This window comes from Burkholderia sp. A2, assembly GCF_001729305.1.
In the GTDB taxonomy this organism is placed as follows: domain Bacteria; phylum Pseudomonadota; class Gammaproteobacteria; order Burkholderiales; family Burkholderiaceae; genus Burkholderia; species Burkholderia sola.
This window is the reverse complement of the sequence record NZ_LZXX01000024.1, coordinates 220,274-237,407: the sequence shown is the minus strand read 5'-3', so window position 1 is coordinate 237,407 and position 17,134 is coordinate 220,274. Positions and strand designations below refer to the sequence as shown.

The following is a 17,134-nucleotide window of genomic DNA, read 5'->3' as shown; positions in this document are numbered from 1 at the left end:
CGGGCGGCCTGCTGGCCAGAGTGAAGGACAGCGCTATTCTAATGGCTTTCGCGGCGGGTTCCGGCAAGGCATACCCAGCCTTCATGTTCGCGCCAGACCGAGATGTCGACGTAGCGCGCATAAACGGCCGCGACTTCGTCCGCCTGGCGCGCGAGCACGCCCGACAGCGCGATGCGCCCGCCGGGCTTGACCTTCGACGCGAGCATCGACGCCATCAGCTTCAGCGGATTCGACAGGATGTTCGCGACGACGATGTCGAATTCGCCGTCCGGGCACGCGTCGGGCAGACCGTACGTGACTTCCGCCCGATTGCGCTCGCTGTTCTGGCGCGCCGATTCGACCGCCTGCGGATCGATGTCGATGCCGATCACGGGGTTCGCCCCGCATTTCTTCGCGAGGATCGCGAGAATGCCCGAGCCGCAGCCGTAGTCGAGCACCGACTGGCCGGGCTTTACCGACTGCTCGAGCCACTCCATGCACAGGCGGGTCGTGGGATGGCTGCCGGTGCCGAACGCGAGGCCGGGGTCGAGCTCGAGGACGAGCGCATCGGGATCGGGCGCATCGTGCCACGACGGCACGACCCAGATCCGCTCGCCGATCGGGATCGGCTCGAACTGCGACTGCGTGAGCCGCACCCAGTCCTGCTCCTCGACTTCGCGCACGACGAACTTCGGCGTTTCCGCGATGCCGATCTCGTTCGCGGCCGCCGCGAGCAGCACGGCCGGCTCGTGGTCGGCCGACAGCAGCGCGACCACGCGCGAGTGCTGCCACGCGGTGCGATCGGGCACGAGGCCCGGCTCGCCGAAGAGCGGCTGTTCGTCGGGCGTGTCGGCGTCGGCGTCCTCGACGGACACCGACAGCGCGCCGAGATCGAGCAGTGCGTCGGACAGGGCCTCCGCATGCTCGCGGGCCAGTTCGACGACGAGTTCGCGATAACTCATGCTTACGCTTCTTCCGGTGCGACCTGCTGCTTCTGTGCGAGCCGGTTTTCGAGGTAATGGATGCTGGTGCCGCCTTCGACGAACTTCGCGTCGATCATCAGCTCGCGGTGCAGCGGAATGTTGGTCTGGATGCCTTCGACGACCATTTCCGACAGCGCGATGCGCATCCGGCGGATCGCCTGCTCGCGCGTCGCGCCGTAGGTGATCAGCTTGCCGATCATCGAATCATAGTTCGGCGGCACGAAATAGCCATTGTAGGCGTGCGAATCGACGCGCACGCCGGGGCCGCCCGGCGTATGCCACGACGTGATCCGGCCCGGCGACGGCGTGAACTTGAACGGATCTTCGGCGTTGATCCGGCATTCGATCGCATGTCCGCGGAACTGGATGTCGCGCTGGCGCAGCGTGAGCTTCTCGCCGGCCGCGATGCGGATCTGTTCCTGCACGATGTCGACGCCGGTGATCAGTTCCGATACCGGGTGCTCGACCTGCACGCGCGTGTTCATCTCGATGAAGTAGAACTCGCCGTTTTCGTACAGGAATTCGAACGTGCCCGCGCCGAGGTAGCCCATCTTCTTGCACGCGTCCGCGCAGCGGTCGCCGATGCGGTCGATCAGGCGGCGCGGAATGCCGGGCGCCGGCGCTTCCTCGATCACCTTCTGGTGGCGGCGCTGCATCGAGCAGTCGCGCTCGCCGAGCCAGATCGCGTTCTTGTGCGCGTCCGACAGCACCTGGATCTCGATGTGGCGCGGGTTCTCGAGGAACTTCTCCATGTACACCTGCGGGTTGCCGAACGCACGGCCGGCTTCCTCGCGGGTCATGTTGACCGCGTTGACGAGCGCGGCTTCGGTGTGCACGACGCGCATCCCGCGCCCGCCGCCGCCGCCCGCCGCCTTGATGATGACCGGATAGCCGATCGCGCGCGCAATCTTGACGATTTCCTTCGGATCGTCCGGCAACGCGCCTTCCGAGCCCGGCACGCACGGCACGCCGGTCTTGATCATCGTCTGCTTCGCGGTGACCTTGTCGCCCATCATGCGGATCGTTTCCGGGCGCGGGCCGATGAACGTGAAGCCCGACTGCTCGACGCGCTCCGCGAAATCGGCGTTCTCGGACAGGAAGCCGTAGCCGGGGTGGATCGCCTCGGCATCGGTGACTTCCGCGGCGCTGATCAGCGCCGGCATGTTCAGGTAGCTCAGGTTCGACGGGGCCGGGCCGATACAGACGGCTTCGTCCGCGAGGCGCACGTACTTGGCTTCCTTGTCGGCTTCCGAGTAGACGACCACCGTCTTGACGCCGAGTTCGCGGCACGCGCGCTGGATGCGCAGCGCGATTTCACCGCGGTTGGCAATGAGGATTTTTTCAAACATAGCGAGTATTCGTCTCTTCGAGGGGCGCGCGAACGGCGCCTGGCGAGCATCGGCGGCGCGCGGCCGGCAGGGCCGCGCGGCGGGCTTAGCCGATCACGAAAAGCGGCTGGCCGTATTCGACGGCCTGGCCGTTCTCGACGAGGATTTCCTTGATCACGCCGGCCTTGTCCGACTCGATCTCGTTGAGCAGCTTCATCGCTTCGATGATGCAGATCGTCTGGCCTTCCTTGACCGTGTCGCCGGCCTGCACGAACGGGTCGGCGCCCGGCGACGGCGCGCGATAGAACGTGCCGACCATCGGCGACGTCACGACGTGGCCCTGCGGGACGGCCGGTGCGGCGGCTGCGCCGGCTGCCGGCGCGGCAGCGCCGTCGGTCGGCAGCGCGGCCGACGGAGCCGGCGCGCTGACTTGCGGGGCATACCCAGCCGTCGGCTGCACGTAGACCGGCGGTGCGTTCTTGACGATGCGCACCTTGCCTTCGCCTTCCGTCACTTCCAGCTCGGAGATGCCGGATTCGGAAACGAGGTCGATCAGAGTTTTCAGCTTACGAAGATCCATCGGGAATTCCCCTTTCAATACGTGAAAGCGCCGGTTAGGGGCCGGCGCTGAATCTAGATCGCGAAATCAGCCGCGCGACGCGCCTTGCAGCTTGTCCAGCGCGTACTCGAGCGCGTACAGATAACCTTTCCAGCCGAGCCCGCAGATCACGCCTTCGGCCTGGTCGGAAAAGTAGGAGTGGTGCCTGAACGCTTCGCGGCGATGCACGTTCGACAGATGAACCTCGACGAACGGGATGCCGACGCCGGCGATCGCGTCCCGGATCGCAACGCTCGTATGCGTATACGCGGCCGGATTGATCAGGATGAAATCGGTCTGTTCCTCCCGCGCGGCCTGGATGCGGTCGACCAGCGCGCCTTCATGGTTGCTCTGGAACGACGACAGTTCGGCGCCGGCCTCCTGGGCGCGCGCGGCAAGCGCCTGATCGATCTGCGCGAGCGTGACGCGGCCGTACACCTCCGGTTCCCGGGTGCCGAGAAGGTTCAGGTTGGGGCCGTGCAGCACCAGCAATCGTGTCATGGTCGCTTCTATTTCTGCGGAATTGCGCGAACTTTAGCGCTATTTAGAGAAATTTGTCTAGTTTTGCCGAACGGCCAGGCGCGCCGGACCCGCAAGAATTACCGGTGCGGCCGCAAAGTATTCGCGAATTTCCGCGAAATTGCGGCGATTGACCTGCAAATCGCCGCCAACGCGCGGGCTGCCGTTCGGACGGATTACAGTGCGTCGAGCGTCTTTTTCAGCTCGGCCGGTTGGATTTGTCCCAATTTTGTCTCGCGAATCTTGCCGGTTTCGTCGATGACGACGGTAAACGGCAGCGCGCCGGCCGTATTTCCGAAATTACGGGCCAGGTCGGCGCCCGCATAGCCGCTGACGAAGACCGGATAGTCGACCTTCACCTTCTGCAGGAAGTTCTTCACGTTCTGCCCGGAATCGACGCCGATTCCGACGAAACGGATGCCTTTTTGCTTGTACTGGTGCGACAGCGCAACGAGCTCGGGCATCTCCTCGACGCACGGGCCGCACCAGGACGCCCAGAAATTGACGACGACTTTCTGGCCCTTGAAGGCCGCCAGCGTGGCCGGCTTGCCGTCGACGCCGGTGAGCGACGACGCCCACAGCTGGTCGACCGGGTTGCCGTGGGCGGCCGGCGCGGCGACGGCGACGCCGTCGTCGGCCGTGCCGCGGAACCAGTGGCCGGCGGCGATCCCGCCGGCAATGGCGGCGGCCGCGACCACCGCGAGCGCCAACATGCGTTTCATCATCATCGTTCAATCATTCCGGTTCGGAAGGAGCCTGGCCTGCGCCGACGAGCGCCCGCAGCGCCGCGGCGTCCGCGCGGGCGACGCGGCCGCGCGCGTCGGCCTTTACCGCGCCGCGCAGGTCGTCGCTCGCATACAGCGCGAGATGGATGCCGATCGCATCCACGTCGCGCCGCGGGCGCCACAGGAAACTGAGCGTCTCGACGTCGCCGCGGCCCGCGAAATGCCGCGTCTCGGACACGTCGTACTGGACGTTCTGGTTCAGCAGGTAGATCGCGACGTCCTTCGGGTTATCGGTGAATGCCTGCAAATGGATATCCGAATGCGCGTTCGCGGTGCCGTTCAGCACCGCGCCCGTCACATAAGGATGGAACTCGGCGAGCCGGCCCATCCAGTCGAGCGCGATCTCGCGCAGGCGGCGCAGTTCGTCCGGCTGCGTGTCGCTCTGGAACAGCGCGAGGTACTCGCGCAGTTCTTCCTCGATCTGGTCGTTATCGGGCAGCCATTCGCCGGCAACGCGCGAATCGCCCAGTAACTGGCGCGCGGCCTTGCGTTTCGCGCCGGCGTAGTCCTGGCCGTCCTCCGCGATCAGGCGGGCGGCGGACTGGGCGATTTCCTCGCGGACGCGCCGCGGGTCGACAAGAGGTTTGCGAGACATGATCCGGCAATCATACTCGATCGCCACGGCGCCCGAGCACGGGTGCGGCGGCCCCCGGTCCAAGGGCGCCGGCACCGTTCGCGCGCATCGTTCGGGCCGCCGGGCGTCGCAGGCCGTCAGTTACAATAGTGCTCTTTGTGTCGCGGCCAGGTCGTTGGGCGGGCGCCGGCTCCACGGCCTCGCCGGCGCGCCGCGCACGCATCCTTTCCGAATCGACGGCGCCCGGCGGCGCGAAAGCATTCATCTATGCACATCCACATTCTTGGCATCTGCGGCACCTTCATGGGCGGTCTCGCCGTACTCGCACGCGAGGCGGGCCACACGGTGACGGGTTGCGACGCGGGCGTCTACCCGCCGATGAGCACGCAGCTCCAGGCGCAGGGCATCACGCTGATCGAAGGCTACGGCGCCGAGCAGATCGATCTGAAACCGGACCTGTTCGTGATCGGCAACGTCGTCACGCGCGGCAATCCGCTGATGGAGGCGATCCTCGATCGCGGCCTGCCTTACGTGTCGGGTCCGCAGTGGCTCGGCGAGCACGTGCTCGCCGGCAAATGGGTGCTCGCGGTCGCGGGCACGCACGGCAAGACGACCACGTCGTCGATGCTCGCTTGGCTGCTGGAAGACGCCGGGCTGAACCCGGGCTTCCTGATCGGCGGCGTGCCGCTGAACTTCGGCGTGTCCGCGCGGCTCACCGATTCGAGCTTCTTCGTGATCGAAGCGGACGAGTACGACACGGCATTCTTCGACAAGCGCTCGAAGTTCGTGCACTACCGGCCGCGCACCGCGGTGCTGAACAACCTCGAATTCGATCACGCCGACATCTTCCCTGATCTCGCCGCGATCGAAACGCAATTCCATCATCTGGTGCGCACCGTGCCCGGCGTCGGGCGGATCGTCACGAACGGCCGCTCGGATGCGCTCGAGCGCGTGCTCGCGCGCGGTTGCTGGAGCGAGGTCGAGCGTTTCGGCGTCGACGGCGGCTGGCAGGCGCTGCCGGCCGAGGACGGCGTGCCGGTCGACGAACGCTTCGCGGTGTATTCGCACGCCGAGCGCGTCGGCGAAGTCGCGTGGCAGGTGCAGGGCGACCACAACCGGATGAACGCGCTCGCGGCGATCGCCGCCGCGCGCCACGTCGGCGTGCCGCCGGCGCAGGCCGCGGTTTCCCTCGCGTCGTTCCGCAACGTGAAGCGCCGCATGGAAGTGCGCGGCAGCGTGGACGGCGTGACCGTGTACGACGATTTCGCGCACCATCCGACCGCGATCGACACCACGATCGCCGGTCTTCGTGCACGCATCGGCCGCCAGAATGCCCGCATCCTCGCCGTGCTCGAGCCGCGCTCGAACACGATGAAGCTCGGCGTGATGAAGTCGCAATTGCCGGCGAGCCTCGCCGATGCCGATCTCGTGTTCGGCTACGGCGCGCCGACCGGGCGCGATGCGCTCGGCTGGAATCTCGCCGAGGCGCTCGCGCCGCTCGGCGACCGCGCGCGCGCATTCGACGATCTGCATCTGCTGGTGAAGGCGGTGGTCGAGGCCGCGCGTCCGGGCGACCATGTGCTCGTGATGAGCAACGGCGGCTTCGGCGGTGTGCACCAGAAGCTGCTCGACGCGCTCGGGAGCCGCCCGTGATCCTGTATCTGCACGGCTTCCGGTCGTCGCCGGAATCGCAGAAATCGCGGCTGCTCGCCGCACGGATGGCCGAACTCGGCCGCACCGGCGAGTGGCGGTGCCCGTTGCTGTCGGTGTCGCCGCTCGACGCGATCGCGGTGGCGGAAGCCGAGGTCGCGGGCGCACGCGACGTGACCGTGATCGGCAGCTCGCTCGGCGGGTATTACGCGACGTGGCTCGCCGAAAAGCATGGCTGGAAAGCCGTGCTGCTGAATCCGGCGATCGTGCCGCAGCGCGATCTCGAGCAGCATCTGGGCGAGCAGCCGTTGTGGCACGGCGGCGGCACGATCGTCGTCGAGCGCCGTCATCTGCACGAACTCGACGCGCTGCGCGTGCCGGCGATCACGCGCGCCGACCGCTACTATCTGTTCGCGGCAACCGGCGACGAAGTGCTCGATTACCGCGAGATGCTCGCCCATTACCCGGGCGCGAAAACCCGCGTGATCGACGGCAGCGATCATGGAATCAGCGAATTTGCCGACTATGTCGACGACGTTCTCGCGTTTTGCGACGGAAAGACGTCATAAACCGGCCACGTGCCGATCGAATTCCCATCATCATGCGGCGCCGCCGACGCGGCGCCCGGCAGTCTGAACGAGAGTACTGAGTGAACGTTTTCTTCGAGGAATCGGGCAGTTTCAAGGCGGGCAGCGTGCTGTCGCGCCAGGGCGACGCGTTTCAGGTCGAGTTGCCCGGCGGGCGGCGCGCGAAGGTGCGCGCGAAAGACGTGCTGATCGAATTCGACAAGCCGGCTGCAGGCGAACTGATGCAGGAGGCCGACACGGCCGCGCAGCAGATCGATCTGGACTTCCTGTGGGAATGCGCGCCGGCCGACGAGTTCGCGTATACGGCGCTGGCCGCCGAATACTTCGGCGCGACGTACGGCCCGGTCGAGCGCGCGGCGCTGGTGCTGCGGCTGCACGGCTCGCCCGTCTATTTCCGCCGCAAGGGGCGCGGCCAGTACCAGCGCGCGCCGGAAGAGCAGCTCAAGATGGCGCTCGCGTCGCTCGAGCGCAAGCGCCAGCAGGCGCTCGTGCAGGCGCAGTATGAAGAGGAGCTGAAGGCCGGCAAGCTGCCGGAAGCGTTCGCGGGCAAGGTGCTCGGGCTGCTGACGCGGCCGGACAAGAATTCGATCGAGTACAAGGCGATGGAAGCGGCGGCCGGCGCGCGCGGCGTGTCGCCGGCGCGGCTGATGCTCGACTGCGGCGGCATCGAGTCGCCGCGTGCGCTGCACGAAGCGCGCTTCCTCGCGGAATTCTTCCCGCACGGCACCGGCTTTCCGCCCGTCACGGTCGGCCCGCTGCCGGACGACCTGCCGCGCGCGAACGTCGAGGCGTTCTCGATCGACGACATCACGACGACCGAAATCGACGACGCGTTCTCGGTCGAGCACCTGTCCGACGGCCGGGTGCGGATCGGCGTGCACATCGCGGCGCCGGCGCTCGGCATCGTGCGCGGCGATCCGGTCGACGCGATCGCGCGCGCGCGCCTGTCGACCGTTTACATGCCGGGCGACAAGATCACGATGCTGCCGGACGACGTCGTCGACGTGTTCACGCTGAAAGAGGGCGATTACCGGCCGGCGCTGTCGCTGTACATCATCGTCAACCGCGAGACGCAGGACATCGTCGCGAACGAGACCCGCGCCGAGCTCGTGTTCGTGAAGAACAACCTGCGCCACAACACGCTCGACGAGCTCGTCAACGAAGAGACGCTCGCGGCCGGCACCGGCGACTACCCGCACAAGGACGACATCGCCGTGCTGTGGCCGCTCGCGCAGGCGCTGTTCGAGAAGCGCCAGGTCGCGCGCGCGGGCTACGGCCTGAAGCGCGAGGTGCAGCGCAACACCGACTACAACTTCTACGTCGAAGGCGAGCACGTGACGATCACGCCGCGCCGCCGCGGCTCGCCGCTCGACCTGATCGTGTCGGAGCTCGCGATCCTCGCGAACTCGACCTGGGGCGCGTTCCTGCACGACCACACGGTGCCGGGCATCTACCGGTCGCAGCGCGGCTTCGGCGCGCCGGGCCCGAAGCGCACGCGGATGCAGACGACGGCCGCGCCGCACGAAGGCCTCGGCGTCGCGCAGTACGCGTGGAGCACGTCGCCGCTGCGCCGCTACGTCGACCTCGTGAACCAGTGGCAATTGCTCGCGTGCGTGCAGCACGGCGTCACCGCGAAGCTCGCCGCGCCGTTCAAGCCGAAGGACGCCGATCTCTACGCGGTCGTGCAGGGTTTCGACGATACGTACACGGCCTATGCCGACTACCAGCGCCGGATGGAATATTTCTGGTGCCTGCGCTGGCTCAAGCAGGAACAGAAGAAGCAGGTCGTCGCGAGCGTCGTGAAGGGCGATCTCGTGCGCCTCGAGGAAATCCCGCTGCTGCTGCACGTGCCGGGGCTCGGCGTGCATGCGCGCGGCACGCGCGTGCTGCTCGACGTGATGTCGCTCGACGAGCTGACGATCGAGGCGTCGGTGCGCCTCTTGAACGTGCTCGACGCGCCGACCGTGACGAGCGGCGACGCGGCCGACGAAGAGGATGATGTCGAAGGCGGCGACGACACGCTGGTCGACGCGCAAGACGCGTCGGCGCAAACCGAGGCCGAGGCGCTGGCCGAGTCGGGCGACGCGGCGGCAGAGGGCGGCGAAGCCGCGAGCGGCAACGACGGCGAAGAGGGACGCGCATCATGAACGCAGTTGCGTCGACGAGCGGCACGGACCGCTATGTCGTGTTCGGCAACCCGGTGGCGCACAGCAAGTCGCCGTTCATCCATGCGCAGTTCGCCGCGCAGACCGGCGAGCCGATCGAGTACGCGCACCGGCTCGCGCCGATCGACGGGTTCGAGGCCGCCGTGCGCGCGTTCGTCGCCGAAGGCGGGCGCGGCGCGAACGTGACGGTGCCGTTCAAGCTCGACGCGCATGCGCTCGCCGACACGCTGTCGCCGCGCGCGGCGGCGGCAGGCGCGGTGAACACGCTGCGCATCGATGCGGACGGCCGCCTCCACGGCGACAACACCGACGGCGTCGGCCTCGTGCGCGACATCGAAGCGAATCTCGGCGTGTCGCTCGCGGGGGCGCGCATCCTGCTGCTCGGCGCGGGCGGCGCCGCGCGTGGCGTCGTGCTGCCGCTGCTCGACCGCGGACCGCTGTCGATCGAAATCGTGAACCGCACCGCGAGCAAGGCCGAAGCGCTCGTCGGCCAGTTCATGCAGGCCGCGCACGATGCGGGCTGCACGCTCGCGGGCGGCGGCCCCGGCGTCGTGCGGGCCGAACCGTACGACGTGGTGATCAATGCGACGGCCGGCAGCCTCGATGCCGCGCTGCCGGAATGCGACGCGGCCGCGTTCGGCGCCGGCACGCTCGCGTACGACATGATGTACGGCGCGCAGCCGACCGTGTTCATGCAGCATGCGGCGTCGCTCGGTGCGCGCACGGCCGACGGGCTCGGGATGCTGGTCGAACAGGCGGCCGAATCGTTCTTTATCTGGCGCGGCGTGCGGCCGGATGGCGCACCGGTGCTGGCCGCGCTGCGCCAGGCGCTCGCGGCGAACTGAACGGAGCGCGGCACGTGGTGGCGGTGAGCGGCACGCAGCGCACGCGGACGGTGAGCGTCGCGCGCTGGATCGTCTACGCGGGATCGGTGTTCGCGCTCGCGTGGCTCGCGACGCAGCTGTTCTATCTCGCGCAGATCGCGCTGTGGTCGTTCGTGAACCCGGGCTCGACCGCGTTCATGCGCACCGACGCGTGGTGGCTGTCGCGCGACACGCCGCCCGCGCAGATCCGGCACCAGTGGGTGCCGTACGACCAGATCTCGCGCAACCTGAAGCGCGCGCTGATCGCGTCCGAAGATTCGACCTTCGCGACCAACAACGGCTATGACGTCGACGCGATCCTGCAGGCGTGGGAGAAGAACAAGGCGCGCGGCAGGATCGTCGCGGGCGGCTCGACGATTACACAGCAGCTCGCACGCAACCTGTTCCTGTCGCGCGAGAAGAGCTACATCCGCAAGGGGCAGGAGCTGATCATCACGTGGATGCTCGAAACGGTGCTCGACAAGGAACGCATCTTCGAGATCTACCTGAATTCGGTCGAATGGGGGCGCGGCGTGTACGGCGCGGAAGCGGCCGCACGCTATTACTACAGGATTCCCGCGAGCCGGCTCGGTGCGTGGCAGTCGGCCCGCCTCGCGGTGATGCTGCCGAAGCCACGCTGGTTCGATGCGCATCGCGGCTCGGCCTACCAGGCGCAGCGGGCGGCGGTCATCGCACGGCGGATGGGCGCGGCCGAGCTGCCGCAATCCGAGTAAGCGGCGCGTCAGCGCCGCTGCATTGTCCTTTCTGTCGCAAAGGCGCGATTGGTGCGCTGCAGCGCATGCGTGTCCACACCATTTCGGGCCGCATCCTTTAGACGAATCCGTCTATTTCGCTTTGCCGAGCAATACCGATGACCGCGCGATTTTGTTGGTCGACATCGCACGAAACCGGTGCTTTTTTAGTCGTCGCCGGTAAACGCGAAAGTCGATGAAAGCGACGTGAAATGCAACGTTTCGCGAATCGAAGCATTCCTGAAAGGTGTGCGCTGCACCGGTTGCGCGCCGAATATTTCCAAATTTTTCAAAGCCGGCGGGCTCGCGTATATTGGCCGGCGCCTCGGCTCATCGGCCGCAATCGAGGCGGGGGGCGGCTTATCCGGCTGCTCGACATAAAAAACATCCGGGAAGGAACGCAACGATGCCAGCGAGCAAAGCGAAGCTGTTGTTGGGGGTGGTGTGTTCTTCGCTGATTCTGACGGCCTGCAATGACGACGTGACGTCGTCGTCTGCAGCGAGCGCCGCCAATTCAGCCGACCCCGCCGGTCAGGTCGACCGCGCGTACAACGATCCAAACAGTTATTCGTCGAGCGCCAACGCGTCGCTCGACGCCTCCGCCGCGGTCGAAAAGGCCGCCGTCACGCACCATCAGATCACGCTGAACGGCAAGACGATCCGGTACACGGCCACGGCCGGCCACCTCGTCGCGCGCAATCCGCAGACGGGCGCGCCCGAAGCATCGTTCTTCTACGTCGCGTACACGGCCGACAACCAGCCCGCGGCGAAGCGGCCCGTCACGTTCCTGTACAACGGCGGCCCCGGCTCGGCCTCGGTGTGGCTGCACCTCGGCTCGTTCGGCCCGCGCCGGATCCAGACCAGCGACCCGAATGCGAACACGTCGACGTTCCCGTTCGTCGACAACCAGGAAACCCTGCTCGACACGACCGACCTCGTGTTTGTCGATGCGATCGGCACCGGCTTCTCGGAAGCGGTCGCGCCGAACACGAACCAGACGTTCTGGGGCGTCGACCAGGACGCCGGCGCGTTCCGCGATTTCGTGACGCGCTACCTGAGCGTGAACCAGCGCAACGATTCGCCGAAGTACCTGTTCGGCGAGTCGTACGGGACGCCGCGCACCGACGTGCTCGCGAACCTGCTCGAGACGGCCGGCGTGAAGCTCGACGGCATCGTGCTGCAGTCGTCGATCCTGAACTACAACACGAACTGCGACATGGCGAGCGACTATGTCGGCAACTCGAACAACGGCGCGAGCCCGGTGAGCTGCGCCGGCTTCGTGCCGTCGTACGGCACGGTCGGCGCGTATTACCAGCTCGACAACCCGAATCCGTCGAACCTGCCGCAGTATGCGGACCAGATGCGGCTGCTGACGGCCGGCAGCTACGCGCCCGCCGTGAACGCGTACCTGGCGAGCCACACGCCGCCGCCGCCGAGTCTCGTCACGACGATGGCGAATTCGACCGGCGTGAAGCAGGCGTTGTGGAATGCGGACTTCAACGTGGTCCCGACCTTCTTCGACAACAGCTTCCAGCTGTCGCTGGTGCCGGGCACGCTGATCGGCCGCTACGACGCACGCGTGAACGTGCCCGTGTCGAGCCCGCTCGCGGCCGACGGCGATCCGTCCAGCTCGTTCATCACGAAGCCGTTCACCGACACGATCGGCAGCTATCTGCCGAACGAACTGAAGTACACCGCGCAGTCGGCCTACTCGGTGAGCAGCAATGCGATCAACACGTGGGACTGGACGCACGACGGCCTCGCGATGCCCGACACGATCCCCGATCTGGCCGCGGCGCTGACGCTGAACCCGGCGCTGAAGGTGCTGTCGCTGAACGGGTATCACGACATCGCGACGCCGTTCTACCAGACCGAGCTCGACCTCGCGCGGCTCGGCACGCAACCGAACCTGACGATCCGGGACTATCAGGGCGGGCACATGGTCTATCTCGACGATACGTCGCGCCCGCAGGAGAAAGCCGACCTCGTGACCTTCTACAACGCGGCCGCGCACTGATTGCGCGAGGCCGGCGACAGGCGTCCTCGTCGGCGCCGCTCGCCGGCAGTCGACGACCTCATTCCAGACTGGAGCCTGACATGAAGAATCGTTTCATCGTCGTTGCCGCGGCGCTCGCATGCGTCGGCGCCGCCGCATCCGTTTCCGCGTTCGCGCAGGCGAGCGACGCCGCCGCCGCGCCGGCGCGTGCGCGCCAGGCGCAGCTCGGCGATCCGTACGTGCCGCCGGCCGCGCGCCATGCGACCGCCGGCACGCAGACCACCGGCGCCGCGTTGCATGCGCAGGTGGTGCGCAAGCTCGCGCGGCAGTTCAGCGCGGCCGACACGCAGAACACGGGTTCGATTACGGAGTCGCAGGCGCGCGCGGCAGGCCTCGGCTATGTCGCGAACCACTTCCGGCAGATCGACGCGGGCGGCAGCGGCCGCGTGTCGTTCGCCGACGTACAGCGCTACATGCAGGCGCGCAGCACGAGTCAGCAGTAAGCGCGGGACGGCGTGAACAAACGGGGGGCGGAACCTGCGGCACGGCAGGTCCCGCCCCCGCGCGCATGGCGCGGCCAGCGCATCGAGCCCGCCGCCGATTCCGCATGAATTCTCATTATCTGGACAACGCATTCAAATATTGGAGACGAGTGCGTGCGCTCCTACAATCCGAAGCACATCGACAGCTTCGGACCCACGCATCGCGCGGCGCCCGTCGCACACGGAGACACCTTCCATGAAGTTCGCCGGGCGCCTTACTCGGTGCATCGACCGCCGCCACGCCGCCGCACCGGACGCCGTTCCGGCGCCGCGCGAGCGGCTTCACCGATTCCGTTGAAGACGCCCCGTTCCATGACCAAGATGCCAGACTCCCTTGCCCTCGACGCCCGGCGCGCGATGCCGGCCGATACGTCGCTGACCGACAGCATCGGCGCGACCAGCACGCCGCTCGACCTCGCCGCGCAGCAGGCCGGCACGCAGACGCTGCTGCGCGGCCTCGCGATCCTCGAGGCGATCGCGAACGGCGCGCGCGACATGCGTGCGATCGGCGCCGCGCTCGGCACGACGCGCAGCACGACGCACCGTCTCGTCAGCAGCCTCGTGCAGGCGCGCTATCTGCGCCAGGTGCAGGGCGGCTACCTGCTCGGCCCGAAGCTGATCGAGCTCGGCACGATCGCGCTCGAGCAGATGCCGCTGACCGCGGTGGCGCGCCCGCATCTGGAAGCGCTCGCGGAAGCGACGCTCGACACGATCCATCTCGGCGTGCGCGACGGCGACGACGTGCTGTACATCGACAAGATTCCCGGCACGCGCGGCCTGGAGATGCGCTCGCGCGTCGGCCACCGGATGCCGCTCGCGTCGACCGGCATCGGCAAGGCGATGATGCTCGACCTCGATCCCGATCTGTGGCGCTCGCTGTTCGAAGCCGCGCGGCGCGCGCTGGCCGGCGTCAACTTCAAGCCCGACAACCGGCCCGAGACGAGCGCGTTCCTGCAGCGCATGGCCCATTACGCGGCCGGCGGCTATACGTTCGATCTCGAGGAAAACGAGGCGTCGATCCGCTGCGTGGCCGCGCCGATCCGCGACGCGTCGGGTGCGATCGTCGCGGCGGTGTCGGTCGCCAGCACGATTCCGTACATGCCGCACGACCGCATGGACGAACTGATTCCGCTCGTGCAGCGCGAAGCGCGAGCCATTTCCGCGGAACTGGGCTGGAGCCCGCCGCAGGGTACCCGCAGGATCAAACGATGACGACTTCGACCCGGCCCGTTCCGGATGCCAGTTCCGCGTCCCCGTCGCTGATCGCGCTCGACTGGGGCACCACGTCGCTGCGCGCGTATCTGTACGACGCGCACGGCGTGCCGATCGATATGCGCAGCCGGGCGGCCGGCGTGATGCACGTGCCCGGCGGCGGCGCGCGCGGGTTCGACGCGGTGTTCGAGGAAGCGTGCGGCGACTGGCTCGACCGTACGCCCGGCCTGCCGGTGCTCGCCGCCGGGATGGTCGGCAGCGCGCAGGGCTGGCGCGAGGCGCCGTACGTCGCGGTGCCGGCCGGCGCCGACGCGCTCGTCGCGGGCCTCATCACGGTCACGACGGCGCGCGGCGCGACGGTCTCGATCGTGCCGGGCGTGATCGCGACGGGCGAATTGCCCGACGTGATGCGCGGCGAAGAAACGCAGATCGTCGGCGCGCTCGCGAGCGATCCGATGCTTGGCGCCGATCGTTCAGGGGTACTGATCGGCCTGCCGGGCACGCATGCGAAATGGGCGTGGGTGAAGGACGGGCTGATCGAACGCTTCCAGACCTTCATGACGGGCGAGCTGTTCGCGGTGCTGCGCGATCACACGATCCTCGGCCGCACGATGCGCGCGGGCGAATCGCCCGATCGCGCGGCGTTCCTGCGCGGCGTGGCGGTCGCACGCGGCGCGCAGCGCACGGGCCTGCTCGCGACGATTTTCAGCACGCGCACGCTGGGGCTGACCGACCGGCTCGCCCCCGATGCGCAGGGTGACTACCTGTCCGGCCTGCTGATCGGCCATGAGCTCAACGCGCTCGACGCGATGCTCGCGGAGCGCGGCATCGCGCTCGCGGACCAGCCGCTGCTGCTGATCGGCGACGACGGTTTGTGTTCGCGCTACGTCGATGCGCTCCGGGTATTCGGTCATGCGCGTGCGCGTGTCGTCCCGCATGCGACCGAGCGCGGCCTGTGGCGGATCGCGTCGCGCGCCGGGCTCGTACGCGCGGACGGCGAGCCAGTCTGTGCCGACCAGTGAACTGCTTGAAGAGGAATTGCCGATGCCGTCCGACCTGACATTGCCCGCACCGTACACGCCCCACGCCGCATTGATGCGTGCGTTCGACGCGTGTCCGCTGATCGCGATCATGCGCGGCATCACGCCCGCCGAAGCGGCCGACCATGGCCGTGCGCTGTACGAAGCCGGCTTCCGGATCGTCGAGGTGCCGCTCAACTCGCCGGAGCCGTTCGACAGCATCGCGGCGCTGCGCCGTGCGCTGCCCGACGACATGATCGTCGGCGCGGGCACCGTGCTGCGCGCCGAGTACGTCGACCGCGTGCAGGACGCGGGCGGCGCGCTGATCGTGATGCCGCACGGCGACGCGGCCGTGATCCGCCGCGCACGCGAGCGCGGGCTGGCGAGCGCGCCGGGCGTCGCGACGCCGACCGAAGCGTTCGCGGCGCTGACGCATGGCGCCGACGTGCTGAAGATGTTCCCGGCCGAGCAGCTCGGCGTGATCGTCGTGAAGGCGTGGCGCGCGGTGATCGACCGCGCGGTGCCGCTGATTCCGGTCGGCGGAATTTCGCCGGACAACATGCAGCCGTTCCTCGACGCCGGCGCGAACGGCTTCGGGCTCGGCTCGGCGCTGTACCGCCCCGGCCAGTCGGCGGACACGACCGCGGCGAATGCGCGCGCGTTCCAGGCCGGCTTGCGCGCCGCACGCGGCGGAGCCGCATGATGGGCCGCCTCGCGGGCAAGGTTGCGATGGTGACGGGCGCGGGCCGCGGCATCGGCGCCGCGATCGCGCGTGCGTTCGTGCGCGAAGGCGCGGCCGTCGCGCTCGTCGATCTCGACTTCCCGCAGGCGCGGCACACGGCCGCCGCGATTGCACGTGAATGCGACGGCGCGCGCGTGCTGCCGCTGCAGGCCGACGTCGCGCGGCAGCAGGCGGTGCGCGATGCGCTCGCGCAGACGGAAGCCGCGTTCGGCCCGCTCGACGTGCTCGTGAACAACGCGGGCATCAACGTGTTCGCCGATCCGCTGACGATGACCGACGACGACTGGCGCCGCTGCTTCGCGGTCGATCTCGACGGCGTGTGGCACGGCTGCCGCGCGGCGCTGGAGGGCATGGTCGAGCGCGGCCGCGGCAGCATCGTGAACATCGCGTCGACGCATGCATTCAGGATCATCCCGGGCTGCTTTCCGTACCCCGTCGCGAAGCACGGCGTGCTCGGCCTCACGCGTGCGCTCGGTATCGAATACGCGGCGCGCAACGTACGCGTGAACGCGATCGCGCCGGGCTACATCGAGACGCAACTGACGCGCGACTGGTGGGACACGCAGCCCGATCCGGCCGCCGCGCGTGCCGAGACGCTCGCGCTGCAGCCGATGAAGCGGATCGGGACACCGGAGGAGGTCGCGATGACGGCCGTGTTTCTCGCGTCCGACGAGGCGCCGTTCATCAATGCCGCGTGCATCACCGTCGACGGCGGGCGCGCGGCGCTGTATCACGACTGACACAAGTGACGTGACGATTCGAAAGACCGCACGTGCGACGGCCGCGCGCACGCTGCGTCGAAACCAACAAGCGGCTGCATCCTGTTCGATGAAAACAAGG

At 68.0% G+C, this 17,134-nt stretch carries 17 protein-coding genes; 11 read left to right on the top strand and 6 right to left on the bottom strand.

Features of this window, described 5'->3' with window-relative positions:
• Positions 1–38 precede the first annotated feature (38 nt).
• From prmA to A9Z05_RS02840, 6 genes are all read right to left on the bottom strand, one after another.
• Positions 39–941 carry a 50S ribosomal protein L11 methyltransferase gene (gene prmA / locus A9Z05_RS02865; RefSeq protein ID WP_034186386.1) on the bottom strand — a complete coding sequence of 301 codons (903 nt, stop codon included), beginning with the start codon at positions 939–941 and terminating at the stop codon, positions 39–41.
• Between the two features lie 2 nt (positions 942–943).
• Positions 944–2,311 (bottom strand): acetyl-CoA carboxylase biotin carboxylase subunit, encoded by a 1,368-nt coding sequence (gene accC, locus A9Z05_RS02860; RefSeq protein WP_050013869.1) that lies wholly within the window; start codon positions 2,309–2,311, stop codon positions 944–946.
• Positions 2,312–2,396: 85 nt separating this feature from the next.
• Positions 2,397–2,870: an acetyl-CoA carboxylase biotin carboxyl carrier protein gene (gene accB / locus A9Z05_RS02855; RefSeq protein ID WP_069616798.1), complete on the bottom strand. Its 474-nt coding sequence runs from the start codon at positions 2,868–2,870 to the stop codon at positions 2,397–2,399.
• Between the two features lie 66 nt (positions 2,871–2,936).
• Positions 2,937–3,389, bottom strand: a complete 453-nt coding sequence (aroQ, locus tag A9Z05_RS02850; RefSeq protein WP_040143361.1) for a type II 3-dehydroquinate dehydratase — start codon at positions 3,387–3,389, stop codon at positions 2,937–2,939.
• A 194-nt stretch (positions 3,390–3,583) separates the two neighbouring features.
• On the bottom strand, positions 3,584–4,135 hold the full coding sequence (locus A9Z05_RS02845) for a TlpA disulfide reductase family protein (RefSeq protein WP_069616797.1): 552 nt from the start codon (positions 4,133–4,135) through the stop codon (positions 3,584–3,586).
• Between the two features lie 7 nt (positions 4,136–4,142).
• Positions 4,143–4,787: a UDP-N-acetylmuramate--alanine ligase gene (locus tag A9Z05_RS02840; RefSeq protein WP_069616844.1), complete on the bottom strand. Its 645-nt coding sequence runs from the start codon at positions 4,785–4,787 to the stop codon at positions 4,143–4,145.
• A gap of 246 nt (positions 4,788–5,033) precedes the next feature.
• Between A9Z05_RS02840 and mpl the strand changes: the two genes are divergently transcribed.
• From mpl to A9Z05_RS02785, 11 genes are all read left to right on the top strand, one after another.
• Complete coding sequence (gene mpl / locus A9Z05_RS02835) at positions 5,034–6,419, top strand: UDP-N-acetylmuramate:L-alanyl-gamma-D-glutamyl-meso-diaminopimelate ligase (RefSeq protein ID WP_069616796.1); 1,386 nt, start codon at positions 5,034–5,036, stop codon at positions 6,417–6,419.
• Positions 6,416–6,985: a YqiA/YcfP family alpha/beta fold hydrolase gene (locus A9Z05_RS02830; RefSeq protein ID WP_069616795.1), complete on the top strand. Its 570-nt coding sequence runs from the start codon at positions 6,416–6,418 to the stop codon at positions 6,983–6,985. The genes mpl and A9Z05_RS02830 overlap by 4 nt, the downstream gene beginning before the upstream one ends.
• An 80-nt stretch (positions 6,986–7,065) precedes the next feature.
• Complete coding sequence (locus A9Z05_RS02825; RefSeq protein ID WP_069616794.1) at positions 7,066–9,150, top strand: RNB domain-containing ribonuclease; 2,085 nt, start codon at positions 7,066–7,068, stop codon at positions 9,148–9,150.
• A complete protein-coding gene (gene aroE, locus A9Z05_RS02820; RefSeq protein WP_069616793.1) occupies positions 9,147–10,013 on the top strand; it encodes a shikimate dehydrogenase in 867 nt (288 codons plus the stop codon). Before A9Z05_RS02825 ends, aroE begins: the two co-directional genes overlap by 4 nt.
• A 14-nt stretch (positions 10,014–10,027) precedes the next feature.
• The gene (gene mtgA / locus A9Z05_RS02815; RefSeq protein ID WP_069616792.1) at positions 10,028–10,765 is read left to right on the top strand and encodes a monofunctional biosynthetic peptidoglycan transglycosylase; all 738 of its coding nucleotides are present in this window, start codon (positions 10,028–10,030) and stop codon (positions 10,763–10,765) included.
• A 424-nt stretch (positions 10,766–11,189) separates the two neighbouring features.
• Positions 11,190–12,800 carry a S10 family peptidase gene (locus A9Z05_RS02810; protein WP_069616791.1) on the top strand — a complete coding sequence of 537 codons (1,611 nt, stop codon included), beginning with the start codon at positions 11,190–11,192 and terminating at the stop codon, positions 12,798–12,800.
• A gap of 80 nt (positions 12,801–12,880) precedes the next feature.
• A complete protein-coding gene (locus A9Z05_RS02805; protein WP_050013859.1) occupies positions 12,881–13,282 on the top strand; it encodes an EF-hand domain-containing protein in 402 nt (133 codons plus the stop codon).
• A 351-nt stretch (positions 13,283–13,633) separates the two neighbouring features.
• Positions 13,634–14,533 carry an IclR family transcriptional regulator gene (locus A9Z05_RS02800; RefSeq protein ID WP_011694140.1) on the top strand — a complete coding sequence of 300 codons (900 nt, stop codon included), beginning with the start codon at positions 13,634–13,636 and terminating at the stop codon, positions 14,531–14,533.
• Positions 14,530–15,555, top strand: coding sequence for a 2-dehydro-3-deoxygalactonokinase (locus A9Z05_RS02795; RefSeq protein ID WP_069616790.1), 1,026 nt, complete (start codon positions 14,530–14,532; stop codon positions 15,553–15,555). The genes A9Z05_RS02800 and A9Z05_RS02795 overlap by 4 nt, the downstream gene beginning before the upstream one ends.
• Positions 15,556–15,577: 22 nt before the next feature.
• A complete protein-coding gene (locus tag A9Z05_RS02790) occupies positions 15,578–16,255 on the top strand; it encodes a 2-dehydro-3-deoxy-6-phosphogalactonate aldolase (RefSeq protein ID WP_069616789.1) in 678 nt (225 codons plus the stop codon).
• Complete coding sequence (locus A9Z05_RS02785) at positions 16,255–17,034, top strand: SDR family oxidoreductase (RefSeq protein ID WP_069616788.1); 780 nt, start codon at positions 16,255–16,257, stop codon at positions 17,032–17,034. The genes A9Z05_RS02790 and A9Z05_RS02785 overlap by 1 nt, the downstream gene beginning before the upstream one ends.
• Positions 17,035–17,134 lie beyond the last annotated feature (100 nt).

What these genes read in the sequence shown, in the direction of transcription:
- prmA (WP_034186386.1), bottom strand. Translation starts at nt 941, where the DNA reads ATGAGTTATCGCGAACTCGTCGTCGAACTGGCCCGCGAGCATGCGGAG.
- accC (WP_050013869.1), bottom strand. Translation starts at nt 2,311, where the DNA reads ATGTTTGAAAAAATCCTCATTGCCAACCGCGGTGAAATCGCGCTGCGC.
- accB (WP_069616798.1), bottom strand. Translation starts at nt 2,870, where the DNA reads ATGGATCTTCGTAAGCTGAAAACTCTGATCGACCTCGTTTCCGAATCC.
- aroQ (WP_040143361.1), bottom strand. Translation starts at nt 3,389, where the DNA reads ATGACACGATTGCTGGTGCTGCACGGCCCCAACCTGAACCTTCTCGGC.
- A9Z05_RS02845 (WP_069616797.1), bottom strand. Translation starts at nt 4,135, where the DNA reads ATGATGATGAAACGCATGTTGGCGCTCGCGGTGGTCGCGGCCGCCGCC.
- A9Z05_RS02840 (WP_069616844.1), bottom strand. Translation starts at nt 4,787, where the DNA reads ATGTCTCGCAAACCTCTTGTCGACCCGCGGCGCGTCCGCGAGGAAATC.
- mpl (WP_069616796.1), top strand. Translation starts at nt 5,034, where the DNA reads ATGCACATCCACATTCTTGGCATCTGCGGCACCTTCATGGGCGGTCTC.
- aroE (WP_069616793.1), top strand. Translation starts at nt 9,147, where the DNA reads ATGAACGCAGTTGCGTCGACGAGCGGCACGGACCGCTATGTCGTGTTC.
- A9Z05_RS02810 (WP_069616791.1), top strand. Translation starts at nt 11,190, where the DNA reads ATGCCAGCGAGCAAAGCGAAGCTGTTGTTGGGGGTGGTGTGTTCTTCG.
- A9Z05_RS02805 (WP_050013859.1), top strand. Translation starts at nt 12,881, where the DNA reads ATGAAGAATCGTTTCATCGTCGTTGCCGCGGCGCTCGCATGCGTCGGC.
- A9Z05_RS02800 (WP_011694140.1), top strand. Translation starts at nt 13,634, where the DNA reads ATGACCAAGATGCCAGACTCCCTTGCCCTCGACGCCCGGCGCGCGATG.
- A9Z05_RS02795 (WP_069616790.1), top strand. Translation starts at nt 14,530, where the DNA reads ATGACGACTTCGACCCGGCCCGTTCCGGATGCCAGTTCCGCGTCCCCG.
- A9Z05_RS02790 (WP_069616789.1), top strand. Translation starts at nt 15,578, where the DNA reads ATGCCGTCCGACCTGACATTGCCCGCACCGTACACGCCCCACGCCGCA.
- A9Z05_RS02785 (WP_069616788.1), top strand. Translation starts at nt 16,255, where the DNA reads ATGGGCCGCCTCGCGGGCAAGGTTGCGATGGTGACGGGCGCGGGCCGC.